Source organism: Metamycoplasma gateae, assembly GCF_036352135.1.
In the GTDB taxonomy this organism is placed as follows: Bacteria; Bacillota_I; Bacilli_A; order Mycoplasmatales; family Metamycoplasmataceae; genus Metamycoplasma; species Metamycoplasma gateae.
In genome coordinates this window covers 314,518-332,316 of sequence record NZ_CP143578.1, presented here as the reverse complement: position 1 = coordinate 332,316, position 17,799 = coordinate 314,518, and the positions used below count along the sequence as shown (strand labels likewise).

Annotated in this window: 13 protein-coding genes; 10 read left to right on the top strand and 3 right to left on the bottom strand. The window is 24.8% G+C overall.

Going from position 1 to position 17,799, the window contains the following annotated elements:
- Positions 1-74 precede the first annotated feature (74 nt).
- A complete protein-coding gene (locus V2E26_RS01560) occupies positions 75-2,825 on the top strand; it encodes a hypothetical protein (RefSeq protein ID WP_330463690.1) in 2,751 nt (916 codons plus the stop codon).
- Between the two features lie 639 nt (positions 2,826-3,464).
- Here V2E26_RS01560 and asnA read toward each other — a convergent pair.
- Positions 3,465-4,445 carry an aspartate--ammonia ligase gene (gene asnA, locus V2E26_RS01555; RefSeq protein ID WP_330463689.1) on the bottom strand — a complete coding sequence of 327 codons (981 nt, stop codon included), beginning with the start codon at positions 4,443-4,445 and terminating at the stop codon, positions 3,465-3,467.
- A gap of 422 nt (positions 4,446-4,867) precedes the next feature.
- Between asnA and V2E26_RS01550 the strand changes: the two genes are divergently transcribed.
- Together V2E26_RS01550 and V2E26_RS01545 are read left to right on the top strand one after the other, a co-directional pair.
- A complete protein-coding gene (locus tag V2E26_RS01550; protein ID WP_330463688.1) occupies positions 4,868-6,856 on the top strand; it encodes a V-type ATP synthase subunit I domain-containing protein in 1,989 nt (662 codons plus the stop codon).
- Positions 6,857-6,999: 143 nt separating this feature from the next.
- The gene (locus V2E26_RS01545) at positions 7,000-7,998 is read left to right on the top strand and encodes an IS30 family transposase (RefSeq protein WP_330463687.1); all 999 of its coding nucleotides are present in this window, start codon (positions 7,000-7,002) and stop codon (positions 7,996-7,998) included.
- A gap of 221 nt (positions 7,999-8,219) precedes the next feature.
- On the opposite strand, the gene V2E26_RS01540 is transcribed toward V2E26_RS01545, so the two are convergent.
- A complete protein-coding gene (locus V2E26_RS01540; protein WP_330463686.1) occupies positions 8,220-9,413 on the bottom strand; it encodes a phosphoglycerate kinase in 1,194 nt (397 codons plus the stop codon).
- Between the two features lie 129 nt (positions 9,414-9,542).
- Between V2E26_RS01540 and V2E26_RS01535 the strand changes: the two genes are divergently transcribed.
- The 4 genes from V2E26_RS01535 to V2E26_RS01520 all read left to right on the top strand — a co-directional run bounded on the left by V2E26_RS01535 (position 9,543) and on the right by V2E26_RS01520 (position 13,141).
- Complete coding sequence (locus V2E26_RS01535; RefSeq protein ID WP_330463685.1) at positions 9,543-9,956, top strand: hypothetical protein; 414 nt, start codon at positions 9,543-9,545, stop codon at positions 9,954-9,956.
- Between the two features lie 31 nt (positions 9,957-9,987).
- Positions 9,988-10,566: a diadenylate cyclase gene (locus V2E26_RS01530; protein ID WP_330463684.1), complete on the top strand. Its 579-nt coding sequence runs from the start codon at positions 9,988-9,990 to the stop codon at positions 10,564-10,566.
- A 228-nt stretch (positions 10,567-10,794) separates the two neighbouring features.
- Positions 10,795-11,988: an elongation factor Tu gene (gene tuf / locus V2E26_RS01525; RefSeq protein WP_330463683.1), complete on the top strand. Its 1,194-nt coding sequence runs from the start codon at positions 10,795-10,797 to the stop codon at positions 11,986-11,988.
- A 154-nt stretch (positions 11,989-12,142) separates the two neighbouring features.
- Positions 12,143-13,141, top strand: a complete 999-nt coding sequence (locus V2E26_RS01520) for an IS30 family transposase (RefSeq protein WP_330463266.1) — start codon at positions 12,143-12,145, stop codon at positions 13,139-13,141.
- 190 nt (positions 13,142-13,331) lie between these two features.
- On the opposite strand, the gene rmuC is transcribed toward V2E26_RS01520, so the two are convergent.
- Positions 13,332-14,741: a DNA recombination protein RmuC gene (gene rmuC / locus V2E26_RS01515; protein ID WP_330463682.1), complete on the bottom strand. Its 1,410-nt coding sequence runs from the start codon at positions 14,739-14,741 to the stop codon at positions 13,332-13,334.
- Between the two features lie 135 nt (positions 14,742-14,876).
- Here rmuC and V2E26_RS01510 point away from each other — a divergent pair, with 135 nt between their 5' ends.
- From V2E26_RS01510 to V2E26_RS01500, 3 genes are read left to right on the top strand one after another with little or no spacing between them, the layout of a single operon-like run.
- Positions 14,877-15,608: a hypothetical protein gene (locus V2E26_RS01510; protein WP_330463681.1), complete on the top strand. Its 732-nt coding sequence runs from the start codon at positions 14,877-14,879 to the stop codon at positions 15,606-15,608.
- Positions 15,608-16,516, top strand: a complete 909-nt coding sequence (locus V2E26_RS01505; protein ID WP_330463680.1) for an HAD-IIB family hydrolase — start codon at positions 15,608-15,610, stop codon at positions 16,514-16,516. The genes V2E26_RS01510 and V2E26_RS01505 overlap by 1 nt, the downstream gene beginning before the upstream one ends.
- Entirely contained in the window at positions 16,516-17,751 is a 1,236-nt protein-coding gene (locus V2E26_RS01500) for a hypothetical protein (RefSeq protein ID WP_330463679.1), read from the top strand. Before V2E26_RS01505 ends, V2E26_RS01500 begins: the two co-directional genes overlap by 1 nt.
- Positions 17,752-17,799: the final 48 nt, after the last annotated feature.

Below are 17,799 nucleotides of genomic sequence, written 5' to 3'. Positions count from 1 at the left end.
TATATATATATGGTATAATGTAAATAATTTCATAATTTAATTTGAAATTAAATAATAAACATTTAGGAAAAAATATGAAAAAATCAACTAGAAGAAAAATTTTATCACTTTGAATTGCAACAGCTGCATTAACAACATTATTTGCTTCAATATCTTTTATTTCACAAAAGTGTAGTTTAAGTAAAAAAGATAAGGAATACATTCTTTCTGAAATCGATCTTGCAAATAAAAAAGTTAATGATGCTATTAATAAGTTAGAACAAAACAAGGAATCTGTCGATACATTAAAAACAGCTATAAATGAAGCTGAAGAAATTTTGGCTAAATCTAAAGAATTATTTAATCAACTAAATAAGGGTGATCTAAAAAATGATCCTGAAATTTTATCTTCACTAAATTTGTTTGATGAATCTATTAAAAACCTTGAAAATAAAATTAATGATTCAAAAGATAAATGAGATAAAAACAAGAAAGAACTTGATCGTGTTGTCGAAGAAGCAAGAATCACAAGCGAAAGAGCTATAAATAGATTAAACAGTACATCTGATATTAATGTTCCAGGGTTAAAAGCGGCTAATGAAGAATTAGAAAATGCTCTAAAAGAAATTGAGCTTGCAAAAGAAAAAGCCAAAGATTCGAAAGAACATATTGATAATTTAGCTAAACTAAGTAAAAAAGCAGAAGAAGCAGAACAAAAAGTTAAAAAATTACTTAAAGATGCAGAAAAACCTACAGAAGATGAACAAAGAAAAAGATTTTTAGAAGAAATAGAAAAACAAAAAGAAATTCTAAACCAAAAAATTGAAGAATCAAAAAATGACAATCTATCATTATCAGAACTGAATGAATTAATTAAAGATTTTGAAGATAAACTAGTTGTTTCTAAAGATACAAACGATTATATTAAGGAAAATACAAACGATCCAGAAGTTTTAGCAAAAAATGAAGAACTAAGAGAACTAACGCTAAAATCAGATGATGTTATTGAAGAACTTAAATCAAGAGAACAAAAAATTAAAAAAGAAATTAACGATGAAATTGAGCGAATAAAGGAATTATTATCTGACGCACAAAATCAAATTGATTCAAGCAATGATTTTGATGAATTAGAAATAAAACATAACGAAGCTAATACATTATCAGCTAATGATTTAAACACACTTAAAGAAAAAGTCTCAACAGTTGGATATGATGATGTAGCAGATCAAATAGCAGCTTTAGAAAATACATCAAATTCGAATATCAATAATTCATTAAACAAATTAAAAGATTTAGTTAGAGATATATTAAATTCTGCAACCGCACTTTCAGAAGATCAAAAACAAGAATTTGCAACCAAAATTAATGAAGCTACAACACCTGAACAATTAAGACAAATAAAACAAGAAATTGAGTTAGCTAATTCAAAAGCTAAAGCAATCAATGATATTAATGGCTTTAACTTAATTTCAGATGAACATAAACAAAAAGAAATAGAAAAGGTTAATTCAGCATCATCTCCTGACGACATACTTCCTATAATAGATAATTTAAAGAAACTAAATGACGAAAAAAATAACTTTAAAGAAGAAATTAATGATTTAAATAATCTTTCTGACAAACAAAAAGAATCATTACTAGAAGAATTAACAAATTCAGAAACACACGAAAAGAATGCTGAAGTTTTAGAAAAAGCCAAGGATTTAAATAAGGCCAAAGAAGATGCTTTAAATAAATTAGAAACTTTACAAAATTTAGATGAAGATGAAAAAAATGATTATCAACGCCAAATAACCGAAGCTGATACAAAAGAAGAAGTAGAAAGATTGATTAAAGAAGCAGAAGATAAAAATAATGCTAAAACAGATGATTCAACTAATCCAAATTCCCCAGATGATTCAAGTGATAATGAATTAACAGAAAAACAAAACAGAGCAATCGAAGAAATTGATTCTTTATCAAATATAGACGATGAAAAGAAAGAACAATTAAAAGAAAATATTAATAATGCAAATAATAGCGATTCAATTGATGCAATTTTATTAGATGCAAAAAATGAAGATCAAGAATTAGGTGCTAAAAAAGAAGAATACAAGTTGGAAATAGATAAAATGGAGTGAATTAACAAACAAGAGTTAGAAGAATTATCAACGTATATAGGTTCTTTAAAAGGTAGAGAAATTTATGAAAATTCATATAAAGTATATGAACTTCTTGAAAGAAACAATAACAAAAAAGAACAATTTCTATATATCTATGAAGAATACAAAGAATTTTTTACACAAGAATATAATGATAAAATAAGGGAAATTTTCATTAGTAAAAGATCTAATGAATACGATGAAACTAATAAAATTTTGCAATATTACCGTGAAACCGGTTTAAGAAAGTGAAATATTACGAATAGACTAGAACGCAATCGAAATAGAGAAAATATGGGTGAAAATAGCTATACATATTGAAAAAATTTTATCATAACAAATGAATTTAATTCTCTAGAAGAATTAGACAAATTAGAAACAGATTTAGATATAATATCCGATAAAAAAGGTGAATATGTCCGTTATATTCGAACGGAAGCTGTTTCATTTGACTTTTTAGATCTTGAAGAATGGATTAATGTAATTAAAGATGCAAACCGTTTAGAAGATATCAAAAGAGAAAATAACAAGTTTATAGATAAATATATTAAACCTTATATTCTTTCAACAGATGTAATATCTCAAGAAGAAAAAGAAGAATATATTGATTGAATTGATAATGAACGTAATAAAGAATATGATTATAATCGAACTGTATTCAGAATTATTGGGGAAATTCAAAATAAAATTGAACACTCTAGTTAATATTATTATATTAACCCCAAATAAACTACTAAAAAAATAATAGTTTAATTATTATTTATCTTCACAACAATAAAGATGTGAAGATTTTTTTATTTAAATTTAAAACATTGTTTGACTGTAGTCTAAATTATTAAAACATTCAGTTTTTATAGTAAAACATAAGTATTTAACTTCTCTATTAGCTAGAAAATTTATAATTGTAAAAGTGAAATTCTAGTACCGAGTTTTAACATTATCTATATACATTAAAAATAAATTAAATTAGTAATCAGAGTGGTTAATAATTTTATTATTGCTTTTAAATGACTTGTCAGTTTTAAGATCTTATACTACTAAGTCCCAATCATTATTAACTGATAATATAAATATTTAAGAAGGTTTATATTATTTTATTAATTACAGATAAAGCTATATCGTTTTCTTTAATATGATTAACCTATTTATATATTTAACATTTTAGAAAAATGTTTTATTTAACCTGTTAATTATAAAATTTATAAAATCGATTAACATATTTTTTACTAAAATCTTGACATATTTTAACTTTAATTTTATTATTTTATTACAGCTTAATCTTAAAAAAAGAAAAAAGTTTAACACAATGTTATGCTACTTTTTTCTTTGTCATTTAAATAAATTTTATAATAAGATAATTTTATTATCAATAGCTTTATTTTTTGTTTTCTCATCTCATACACTTACTTGAACCTCACCGATATGATTTTTTTCTAATAAAAACATTGCGATTCTAGATTGTCCAATTCCGCCACCGATAGTTAGTGGTAATTTATCATTAATTATATTTTTATGATATGGGCTAATTTTTTCTATTTCTTCTTTTTTGAGGTTGTATTGTTTTTCTAAAGAAATATTATCCACTCTTATTCCCATGCTACTTAATTCCAAAGCAATGTCGTTTATTTCGTCATAAACCACAATATCACCATTTAAATTTCAATCATCATAATCTTTTGCTCTTTTTGAATGAGGTATACCATCAGGCAGTTCGTTTCCAATTTGGTAAATAAAAACAGCTTTATATTTTTTAACAATTTCAAGTTCTCTTTGTTCTGGATTAAGATTTGGAAAGGTTTTATAAAGTTCTTTTGAACTTATAAATGTAATATTTTTTGGAAGTTTATTTTTTAATGAACTATAAATTCTGTTTATGGTTTTTTCTGTATTTTTTAAACATTTGTATATTTTTTTTACAACTGATTTTAAAAAAGAAATATTTCTATCATCTTTAGATATTATTAATTCTCAATCTCATTGATCTACATAAAAAGAATGAGTTAAGTCGATATCTTCTTGTTGTCTAATAGCATTCATATCAGTATATATACCTTCATATAATGAAAAATTATAACGGGATAACGCATCCCTTTTTCATTTTGCTAACGAATGAACGATTTCTAAATCTTCATTTATATTTTTTGGTCTAAAGGTTACTGCTTGCTCTCCGGATAGACCATCGTTAAGTCCACTAGTTGTACTTAAAAACAACGGAGCAGAAACTCTAGTTAAATTTAATCTTTTTCTTAGTTGATTTGAGAATATATCTTTTAATTTTTCAATAGCAAATTGCGTTTCTTTCAAGGATAGTTTTATATTTTTCATATGTTAAATTTTAACAAAATAATTATAGTTTTATATTTGTATATTATTTAGTGAAAAAATAACCTTAAATCTAGATTATTTTTTAAAATAGAAAATGATAGGTTTATATTATTTTAGGCTTTAATGAATAAGATTATCTTAAATTTATAAAATTACAAAAAAAGAGATTTAAAAAATACTTTAAATTAAAATTTAAATATTATTTTTTAATTTATAAGTACAAAAAAATCCCAAGCGATCTAATGCAAGAATTGTTTGGCATCAAATAAAATAAAAAAATATCAGTAAATATTTTGTTTAAATAAGAGTAAAAACCCAGCAATTAATTCCTATCAATACCATATTTTTAGACTGTTTTTTTTTTTTTTTTCATTTATAATATATTTAAAAAATTATAACCAACTAAAAAAATAGGAAAATTTATGAAAAGATCAAAAAAATTATTAATGTGATTAGGCATTTCAAATGCTATAGCTACAACCGCTTTAACAATAACGGTTGCTACTTTGTTTTCTAAAAAATCTAATAATACTTCATATGAAGCAAAAGATCTAAATATTTTAAATAAACAAAAATATTTAGATAAACTAAATGAATTAAACTCATTGCTAGAAAATGAATTAAATGATGAAAAATATCAAAGCATTAAAGATGAATTACAAAATTCAAGAAATAATGTTACTGCTAATATAAATGAATCAAGTAATGAAGCTGATTATGCAAATGCAATCAAATTATTGCAAAAAGCAATTGACAAAGCATTAGCAGATAAGGCTGAAATGGATGATAGTATAGCTAATTTGAACGCTTCAAAAGAGGCTTATGAAAATAAACTTTTAGAAATCGATCAATATAGTAATACTAACTTATCTAATGAAGAACTTGAGAAAATTAAAGAATTAAAAGATTTATTAACATTAGAAACAAACAATGTAAAAACCAATGTTGAAAATGAGGAAACAAAATCAGTTTCTTTATTCAGTAATGCTGTTAATAAATTAGATGAGATTTTAGCTGATATTAAATCTAAATTGGAAAAAATCAATAATAAATTAAATAAAATTAACTCAACAAAAGCACAAAAAGAAGAATTCTTATCACTTTTAGAAAGTTTGAATAAAGATTATTATGCAGATTTAATTCAAGAGGTAAAAGATAATTTAGATACTAAATATTCAACTGATAAAGTTAATCAATATTTAGAAATGGATGATTTATCTTGAGATCTTACTGAACAACCTAAATTAAGAGAAGATTTAAATAATTTTAAAAATAAAAAACAAGAATTAGATAATCTAGAAGCTAAAAAAGAAGAATATAATAGCAAGGCTTTAGAAGTTCAAAATTATTTAGATAATGATTTAGCATATGAAAAATACGAATCAATTAAAGAAGAATTAAACAAAGTATTAAATGATATAAAAACTGAAGTTAGTTCACATAATTCATCTAATATTAGTGAAAGTATTAATTTCTATAATGAAAAAATCCAAAAATTAAGTGAAGCATTAGAAAAAGCTAAAAATGATAAGGAACAAAAGGATCAAGAAGAAATTTCTGATACAGAAATCACACCTGAAGCTGAATATAATAATAGCTTAGCTGAAATTAATAAGCTAATTGCAAGATTTGATAAGACACAAGATGTAGTTAATTATGGCAAAATTAGACAAAATTATAAAAAAATAGTAAAAGAAATGCAAAAAGTTAAACAAGAACAAGAACAAAAAGTACAACAAAAAACAGAAGAAAATGCTGATCAAGTTTATTCAGAAGCAAATGAAAAAATTAAAGAAATAATTTCTTTATCATTATCTAAATGAAGACAGTTATATATTGATACAATTAAATCTGTCATTAAAAATTATGTTCAGCCAGGAGTTGAAGCTTTTTTTGAAGAAATTGAGACAAATGATGTCTATAAAAATAAATACTTATCAGAAACTGCAAAAAAAAGATATGAATATGCTAAAAAAATTATTGATAATCCAGAAGAATTTATTGATTCTAAATTATCTATTAACCTAGACGAAAAACAACTAAAATCATTTTTTGACGCCTTCTTCTATTCGTTTTCACAAGTTGAACTCGAAATAGAAGATAAAAGTTGAATTTTCTCATTTGATAAAGAATCGGTTGAAAAACACGATGAATTAATTAAAAGAGCAGATAAATTATCTAATGACTTAAATGAAGAGAAATATCAAAATATTAAAATCAAACTAGATCAAAAAATTTCTTCATATAAGGCTAAATATGAAAAAAATCAAAAAGAATACATACAATTTGAAAACATTGATATTTATAGATTAGATTATTTACAAACTTTACAAAATCAAATTAATTCAGCATTCGAAAACGATATTAATGAAGCAGAAACTGAAAAACAAGAAATAGACAGCCAAAATTAATTTAAAAAAACTTGCTACACAAAAGCAAGTTCCTAAATTGAAAATTCAAGTGCAACACGTTTAAAGTAAAATTTAGATGTGGAACTTGAATTTTTTATATTAATTAAAAAGAAAAAGTTCCATTGGAACGGAACGGAACTCATATGAATTATACAATAAAAAAATATAACCATTTAACAGATAATGAAAGAATAATTATTGAAAATTATTTAAAGTTAAATTATTCTCTTCGTAGGATTTCGAGATTAATCGAGCGAAGTGTTTCGACCCTAAGTAGAGAAATAAAGAGGAATACAAATAGTTTCGGAACTTATGAATTTAAACACGCTAGTTTAAAAACAAGAGAAAGATCAAGACATAAGTATTATTTTAAATTCGTGGATAACCAAAAATTCAAAAATTTTTCTAACGCTTTTTTACAAAAATATGACAAAAAGTTTTTTGGTATAAAGTCAACATATAATTTTATAAAAACTAGCACAGAACACTGTTGTCCTTCTTTAAGAACGGTTTTTAATTGAATAAACACTAATAATTGAGTTATAAAAAAGTACGATAAATTAAGACAATATTATAAAAAAGGTGGTAAAAGAACAGCATCCGTAATAAAACGGCTTGTAAAATCTGCTGATTATGTTTTTCCAATATGAACTAGACCCAAATCTATAGATTTAAGACTTGAATTGGGACACTGAGAAGCAGATCTAGTTTTAGGAAAAAGAGCCAATGGATATAATAATGTTTTAACTTTAACTGAAAGAAAAACAAGAATAGGGTTTGCAAAAATAATACAAAGCAAATCACCAAATATAATTAATTCAGAGTTAAAAAAGATTATAAGAGATAATGAATTAGAAGTAAAAACAATAACAGTAGACAATGGTATTGAATTTGAAAAAATAGGTATTTTAGCCAGATGATTAAATATAAAGATTTATAGAGCTGAACCTTATGCATCTTTTCAAAGAGGCTCAAATGAACATTGAAATGGAATTTTGAGAAGAGAATTCAAAAAAGGTTTTAACTTTAATACTATAACTCAAGAAAAACTTGACTCAGTTGTTAACCAAATAAATAATATGACGCGGGAAATATTAAATTGGAAGACACCATTACAAACCTATTTAGAATATATTAAATAATTATTATTAACAAAAATTAACATAATAAAATTATGCTTATCTTCATTTGAAAAAATGAATATTTTCTATTTACTTTTTTTGATTTATTAATTTTAAAAAAATAAAATGTATAATAAAAAAAGCCCAAGGCATTGTGTTGCACTTGAACTTTCTCTTTGGGAACTTGCTACACAAAAGCAAGTTTTTTACATACACTTAATTTAATTTAATTTTATATTAAATTATTTATCTTGGATCGCTTCAAAACCTGGCATTTTATTACCTTGAATAAATTCAATAGAAGCACCGCCACCGGTTGAAATGAAACTAAATTTAGATTGATATCCTAATTTATTAATTGCAGTTACTGAATCACCACCACCAACTACTGAATAAGCGTCTTGATTATTTGCAATAGCAATAGCTATTCCTTTTGTTCCGTTTTCAAAATTTTTAAATTCTGTAACTCCGGCAGGACCATTTCAGAAAATTGTTTTTGCTGAAGAAATAACTTCGTTAAATAATTCTACTGATTGAGTTCCAACATCAAGCCCCATATATCCATCAGGAATATCAATATTATCTTTTGATGTGAATAAAGGTGTTTTATCAGCAAATTCATCAGTATAAGCATTATCGATTGGTAAAACAATTTTATCTTTATATTGTTCTAGATATTGTTTTGCCATTTCTACTCTATCATCTTCGCAAATTGATGTTCCAATTTTGTGTCCTAATGCTTTTTGGAAAGTATAAGCCATTCCGCCAACAACCAATACTTTATCTGCAACGTGAAATAGTTTTTCTAAAACTTTAATTTTGTCACTAACTTTTGCACCACCAACAATTGCAACAAAAGGTCTTTCAAAACCGTCAAGTATTTTTTCTAAATGACTAACTTCGTCATTCATTAAGAAACCAAGTGCAGATTCTTTAGCATATTTTGCAATACCGGCCGTTGAAGCATGAGCTCTATGAGAAGCTCCAAAAGCGTCATTAACATATACATCAGCTAAATTTGCTCAGTATTGTGATAATTCTTCGCTATTACCTGATTCAGCTTTATCGTTTAAATCTTCAAAACGTGTATTTTCTAAAAATATTATTTCCCCATCTTTTAAGTTTCTCGCAGCTTCTTCGACTTCTTTGCCTCTTGTATGTGGAATAAATTTAACTTCCTTACCTAAAATTTGTGAGAATTTTTCGGCGACAACTTTTAATGATTTAGTAGCTTTGTCTTCTTCGCTTTTAATTCTTCCTAAGTGAGAAATAATAATTAAAGAAGCACCATTTTCTAAAATATATTTAATTGTTGGAATTGCTGCATCAATTCTTTTGGTATCCATCACAACACCATTTGATATTGGAACATTAAAATCAACTCTTAGAATGACTTTTTTGTTCTTTAATTCAATGTCTCTTATTGTTTTTTTCATCTTATCTCCTAATTTAATATAAAATTTAATGTTAATTAAAAATAATTATAAATTATAATTAAAATTATTCTAATTTAATAAAATCTGCATTCTATTTTACATTATGTTGGATTAAGGAGTTTAAATAGCATGTCAAAAATTTTAAACGCACAAAAGCAAAAAGATACAAGAACATTAAAGTATGACCCAGAAAGTGACAGTATTTCAAAAGTTATAACTGAATTCCAAGCATACAAAAAAAACGCTAAGTTTTATAAAAATTATTCAGAAATGGATGTTTTTTCATTCTTCCAAAAAATAAGGTTTATGAAAATAATGGACGAAAGAAATAAAGATCTAATTGATAAAACAAAGAAGAGACAAAAGCAATTAAGAGCTAAATACCAAAATTATAAAGAGTTTGAAAAATGATCTGAATCACCTCTTGCTGAAACTACTAAACCAATTTCTAAGAGTAAAAGAATTATTTTAATTATTGTTTTTGTTTTAATACAAATAATATTATTAACAATTATTTTGGCCCTTACTGGAAAAATTACTTAATTCAATTATTATTTAGATAAGGAAATTATTTATGAATACAGCTATTTATATTATTTTGGGAATTGTTGTAATAATTGCTTTGGCGATTTTAATCAACTATGTCATTGTAGTTATAAACGCAATCAAGAAGAATAAAACAATTAAAAAATCATTAGGAAGTTCAACTAAAATAAGAATAATTTATCAATTAAAAGAAGCTTTAGAAGCGTTATCAAAAACAAAAACAGGTGCTATTATTACTATTGAAAATAATAACAATTTAGATCTTTTAAGAACTGATGGAATTATTCTTGATGCAAATATTTCATCTTCGCTTTTAATCTCGATTTTTAATAAACATAGTCCGCTACATGATGGTGCGGTAGTAATTAGAAATAACAAGATTTACTATGCTGCTACATTCTATAAGATTACAAAAAAATCAATTGATAATAAATACGGTGCAAGACATAGAGCATCTCTTGGGATTTCTGAAATGTCAGATTCATCAACATTAATTGTTAGTGAAGAAAACGGTGGGATTACATTGGCAGAAAACGGAACTCTTCAAGCCGTTCCAATTGAAAATTTACAATCAATTTTAGGAAGAATTTTTAAAGACACTAAGTAAAATTAATATTTTTAAATTTTAAAATATATTTTAAACACTTGTTATTTGGTAAAATATTGAGGATAAAAATTATATTTTTGTTAAAATAATTTTTATTGCTTATTTTATATTAAACGCATAATATTGGACAGGACATAGATGAAAGGCTATGCTTAGGTGGTTAAACGCGTTTAATCAAGATTTTCAAATCTTAAATATTAAAAATATATTATAAAGAAAGGAATAAAAATGGCAAAAGTAGATTTTGACCGTTCAAAAGCTCACGTTAACGTTGGTACAATTGGACACGTTGACCATGGTAAAACAACATTAACAGCAGCAATCGCTACAGTTTTATCTAAAAAAGGTTTATCAGAAGCTAGAGACTATGCTTCTATCGATAATGCTCCTGAAGAAAAAGCTCGTGGTATTACAATTAATACTTCACACATCGAATACCAAACAGAAAAACGTCACTATGCACACGTTGACTGTCCAGGTCACGCTGACTATGTTAAAAACATGATTACAGGTGCTGCACAAATGGATGGTGCTATCTTAGTAGTTGCTGCTACAGATGGTCCTATGCCTCAAACACGTGAACACATTCTTCTTGCAAAACAAGTTGGTGTTCCTAAGATCGTTGTTTTCTTGAACAAAATTGATATGTTTAAGGATGACGAAAGAGAAGAAATGATTGGTTTAGTAGAAATGGATATCCGTGATTTACTAAACGAATACAAATTCGATGGTGACAACACTCCAGTTATCGCTGGTTCAGCTTTAAAAGCTTTACAAGGTGATCCAGTTTATGAAGAAAAAATTATGGAATTAATGGAAGCTGTTGACTCATACATCGAAGAACCAAAACGTGAAACAGAAAAACCATTCTTAATGGCTATCGAAGACGTTTTCACAATTACAGGACGTGGAACAGTTGCAACAGGTAGAGTTGAACGTGGTGTTCTAACACTAAACGAAGAAGTTGAAATCGTTGGACTAAAACCAACAAAGAAAACAGTTGTTACTGGTATTGAAATGTTCAGAAAGAACTTAAAAGAAGCTCAAGCTGGTGATAATGCTGGTTTATTATTACGTGGTGTTGATAGATCAGAAATCGAACGTGGTCAAGTTTTAGCAAAACCTAAAACAATCGTTCCTCACACTGAATTTGAAGCTACAGTTTATGTTCTTAAAAAAGAAGAAGGTGGACGTCATACACCATTCTTCCAAAACTATAAACCACAATTCTACTTCCGTACAACAGACGTTACAGGTGGTATTTCATTCATCGGACAACGTGAAATGGTTATGCCTGGTGACACAGTAGAATTAAAAGTTACATTAATCGCTCCTATCGCCGTTGAAGAAGGAACAAGATTCTCAATCCGTGAAGGCGGTAGAACTGTTGGGGCTGGAACTGTAACAAAAATTACAAAATAGTTTCAAAACAAAAAAATATATTGCTCTTTTGGGCAATATATCCTAAATTGAAAATTCAAGTGCAACACGTTTAAAGTAAAATTTAGATGTGGAACTTGAATTTTTTATATTAATTAAAAAAGAAAAAGTTCCATTGGAACGGAACGGAACTCATATGAATTATACAATAAAAAAATATAACCATTTAACAGATAATGAAAGAATAATTATTGAAAATTATTTAAAGTTAAATTATTCTCTTCGTAGGATTTCGAGATTAATCGAGCGAAGTGTTTCGACCCTAAGTAGAGAAATAAAGAGGAATACAAATAGTTTTGGAACTTATGAATTTAAACACGCTAGTTTAAAAACAAGAGAAAGATCAAGACATAAGTATTATTTTAAATTCGTGGATAACCAAAAATTCAAAAATTTTTCTAACGCTTTTTTACAAAAATATGACAAAAAGTTTTTTGGTATAAAGTCAACATATAATTTTATAAAAACTAGCACAAAACACTGTTGTCCTTCTTTAAGAACGGTTTTTAATTGAATAAACACTAATAATTGAGTTATAAAAAAGTACGATAAATTAAGACAATATTATAAAAAAGGTGGTAAAAGAACAGCATCCGTAATAAAACGGCTTGTAAAATCTGCTGATTATGTTTTTCCAATATGAACTAGACCTAAATCTATAGATTTAAGACTTGAATTTGGACACTGAGAAGCAGATCTAGTTTTAGGAAAGAGAGCCAATGGATATAATAATGTTTTAACTTTAACTGAAAGAAAAACAAGAATAGGGTTTGCAAAAATAATACAAAGCAAATCACCAAATATAATTAATTCAGAGTTAAAAAAGATTATAAGAGATAATGAATTAGAAGTAAAAACAATAACAGTAGACAATGGTATTGAATTTGAAAAAATAGGTATTTTAGCCAGATGATTAAATATAAAGATTTATAGAGCTGAACCTTATGCATCTTTTCAAAGAGGCTCAAATGAACATTGAAATGGAATTTTGAGAAGAGAATTCAAAAAAGGTTTTAACTTTAATACTATAACTCAAGAAAAACTTGACTCAGTTGTTAACCAAATAAATAATATGACGCGGGAAATATTAAATTGGAAGACACCATTACAAACCTATTTAGAATATATTAAATAATTATTATTAACAAAAATTAACATAATAAAATTATGCTTATCTTCATTTGAAAAAATGAATATTTTCTATTTACTTTTTTTTGATTTATTAATTTTAAAAAAATAAAATGTATAATAAAAAAAGCCCAAGGCATTGTGTTGCACTTGAACTTTCTCTTTGGGATATATTGCTCTTTTGGGCAATATATTTTTTATTCATTTTCATTTGATTTTTCTAAATCCACAAGTTTTTTAATTTTATTTTCTTTATTTAAAAAACTATTGGTTAATTTTGTTTGTTCTACACCTAAATGCTGTGCATTTTTATTTATTTTATTAATTATTTTATCTGAATAACCATAAGCTTTTTCAATAGATTCTTTTGCATCATTAATTGAAGACCAGCCATCAACAATGTTTTTATTTAAATAACTATAATTTCTTTGAACTTCAATAAATAGATTTTTAATTTTTTCAATATCTTTTGAAACTTGATAGTTTTGACTTTGAATAAAGAAACTGTATATAAAAGCCATGACAAAAGTTGGACCTAGTAAAATAATCTTGTAATTTTGAAACAGAGCTGAAACAAATTGATAATCATTAATAAGAGTTGAATATATATATTCAGAAGGTAAATACATTAGTGCATAAGGTGTGGTTTTTTTATCTTTTCTAATATATTTTTCGCTAATGCTTTTAGCCATTTTTTGTACATTATATTTCAATAATTTAAGTGAATTTGTTTTTGCATTTTCATCAGTTTGATTGATGTAATTATTTCATGTTTCAAGCGGAAACTTACAATCAATAGGAATTATCATTTCTTGTTCCTTATTATCAATCTGCATTTTTGATTTAATTACGAAATCAACAATTTCATCTGTTTTTGGATCAATTTTATATTGCTGGAATCATAATTTATTTTCCAATGTAGGAAAGTGATTTTGGAAAATTTGTAATAATGTAAATTCACCAAAATTTCCTACGTTTTTACTATTTGAAAATGTCTTATTTAAATCAATTACACTTTTTTCAATAGTACTAAATTGAATCATTCCTTTATTCATTTCATCCATTGAATTTTTAATATTTCCAAATTGTTCTTTAATTTGTTTTGTTAGTTTATCTTCAAAATGTTCGTCTATATTTTTTTTGATATTTTCAAATCATTCAATATTTTTTTTACTTATATCTTCAAGTTTCTTATTAATATTTTCATTAACTAAGGATGATAATTTATTAAAGTCTTCGTTTTGAATTTTGTTATTTTCTTTTATATTAACTAAAATTGAGGTTAAGTTATCTTTTATCATTTCTTGTTGAAACTTATTTAAATTAACTACTTTATTATTTAAATCTTCTTTAAGATTATCAACTTTTTTATTTAATATAATTTCAATGTTGTATTTTAGATCATCATTAATTTTGTTTAACTTATTTTCTAAATCTAATTTTAATGCAAAAAAGTTTTTTTCATTTTCTGCTAATAACATATCTTTTTGAGCTAAAACATCCTTATTTTTAGTTGTTTTTTTAATAATTATAAAAATTAATAAAGATAGTAATATCACTAAAATTAATGAAGAAAAAACTATTAAAATAATTGCTTCTTTATTCATATAAAAACTCCAAATTTATTCTATTTATTATTAATAATTTTATATTGTTTGATAATATTTTTTATTTTTTAAAAGTCTCAATATTATTTTTATTTAAAAATAATAACCGTAATTAATATAAAATTTAATGTAATTATGAATAAAAAAAATAAATTATTATTAACGTCTATGATTACATTACCAATTTTTCCAGTAGCTATGATATCTATTTCTTGTCAAGACACAAATAAAATAAAGGACAAAAGCTCAAATGATATTGATTTAATAAAACAAGAATTTATTAAGCTAGATTGAAAAGATTTTAATTTATCAAAAAAATTTGAGGAGAATAATTTAAATTATAAAGATTTTACATATGAATCATTTTTTGAATGAGATAGTGATAATTTAAGCAAACTCGAAATAAATGAAAAAACGGAAAATTTAAATTCAAAAGAATCACTTTTGATTGATAATGATGAAATAAGAACTAAATATTTATCAGCTGAATTTAATCAACTTTTAGATAAGTATAATGAAGATAAAAATGACAATGAAAAATTGATTATAGTTTTAAGATCTCAAAAACTGCCTATGCCAGAAGCTTCTATATTAGTTTGAACATGATTAACAAATAAAAAACATTTAAAAGAAAGTACGACTATTCAAAAAATTAAATATTTTGAAAAATCTAAAATAGTTTTATATGGTCATTGATTTTTTAATGAAGAATATGAAAATGCTAAAAAAAATAATAATGTTTGAAATATAGTTAGTTATGTTGTGCCGACGATTGCAATTGGAGGTTTATTACTTTATATTTTAATAGCGATATTAATTAAAAGAAAAAAGGTCGCGTTTAAAAGTAAGAAAGGATTAAAGAAATAATGTATTCAATAACTAATAATAAAAAGCCGATAATTTTTTCGGATGTTGATGGAACAATATATAAAAAATTTGATCTAAAAGAAAACACAGTAAAAGATATTCAATTTGCAATAAAAAACGATGCTGATTTTAATATTTGTACAGGTAATCCTGTTCGGGAAAGAATGCTAGAATTAGCTGAAAAATTAGATGTTAAATATTTACTATGTTCATCAGGCGGACAAATCTATGATGTTAAAAAACAACAACATTTAAAAAGTTGATATATAGATTATAAATTTCTAAAAGACTTAATTGATGTTGCTAATAGACTTAATTTACAAATGATTTTTTGAGATGATGATAATTATTTTTATCTAAAGGATTCACCTAATTTAAATAATGAAATATTAAATTATCATTTTATAAGTAAAGAAAAACAGGAAACTATTCCTAAAAAATATAGTAATGAGCTAATTAACCCAATAAAGATCGAAATATATTCACAACAGCCAATAAATGAATGTAATATATCGAATAAAGTTAATGAAATTTATAAAGAAATAGAATTTTTAAATGATGATATCGAAATCATAGTAACACATTGCAATATTGAAATTAATGCTAAAAATATTAATAAAGGCTCAGCAATAAAGTGATTAATTGAGAATGAATATAATGATTTAGACGTTAAATTAGAAGATGTAATGACAATTGGTGATAGTAATAACGATATTCCAATGTTGCAGTTAACAAATTACTCATATGCGATGGCAAATTCTACTGAAAAGCCTTTAAAGATAGCTAAATTATTTACAAGTGATGTAGTACAAAATGGTCTAGGAGAAGCAATATTAGATTATTTATATCGCTTAAAAAATATAGCAAGAAAACATATGCTACACGAATTTTTAGAAGGAGAAAAATAATGAAAATAAAAAGAATAGGAAATAATTACAATTTAACAGTAAAAAACGTTGATGTTGCTTCACCAATATTAAAAGAATTTAACATTAATCTTGTCAAATTTATTGAGCTTAAGAAAGAAAAAGAATTAAATACAGTTGTATCTGATAATCTAACCTTCGAAGAATTAGGTGGTTTTATTATGGGTATATTTGGAGAACAAGATAGCAATTATTATTCGTTTTTTGATTTTGAACTGCATAATAATGAAATTAATGAAAAAAATAATGTTAATTATGAAACAAAACAATATCTTGAAACTAGATTTTTAAAAAATCAAATCATAAGTAATGATGATTATTTATTTAATAACGAAAAATACTTTGGAAATCAACAAACCAAAAATTACTTAACTATTATTCTTTCAGATTTTTCAATTTTATCATTTGAAGTTAATTTAATAAAATCAACAGATAAATCAATGTTTAAAGAAAAACAAAAATTTGATAAAAGTTTTTTAAAAAATTTAAAAGACTATAAGTTTGATATAAATAAAGTTAAAATGTATGAAAATTTAAATGCCAATTCAAAACAAGGATATGAAATATCTAGAATTTTATCAAAAACCAATTTTGCATATTTTGAATTAGAAAATACTAAACCATATTTAACTACAGAATATCATGATAAATTTTTGGTTGAAAGAATAATGTCTAAACCTGAGCTTTCAACAGTTCCTTTAGAAATTAGATCACCTTATGAATGAAGAACAACTATTTTTCAAGGTTTTGAAGAAATGGAAATCCCGGCAGATTTTAGTTCTTTCCAACAAGAAAAAATCGAACCATCTTCGGTGGGGTCACTTATAGATGATGTTTCGTTTAAATCTACAGACGAAGAAAAAGAATTTTTCAAAAAAATTGCCGATGCAACAACTATTGAAGATCTACAATCATTCCAAAATTCAGAAGCATTTTTAAGTATGCGTAATAAATTTATATATGAATTTGCAAGAATGCTTTTAAATATGAACATTGAAGATGGTGAAGAAAGAGTTAGAGAAATTTTAGAAGATTTTGTTTTAGAGATGAATAATGGTAATTTTGCTACTGGGTTAGAAGCCTTACCTATAGAAGAGAGCGAAAAAGAAGTGTTTATAACAGATATTTTAGAAGCTTATAAAGATCTAAAATATAACGGTGGTAAAAACGAACACAAAATTAATACTAAAAAATATAATGATGATGATATCAACTAGTTTAATAAAAAATTATAAATATTTAATCTATAAGTTTATCTTATAGAT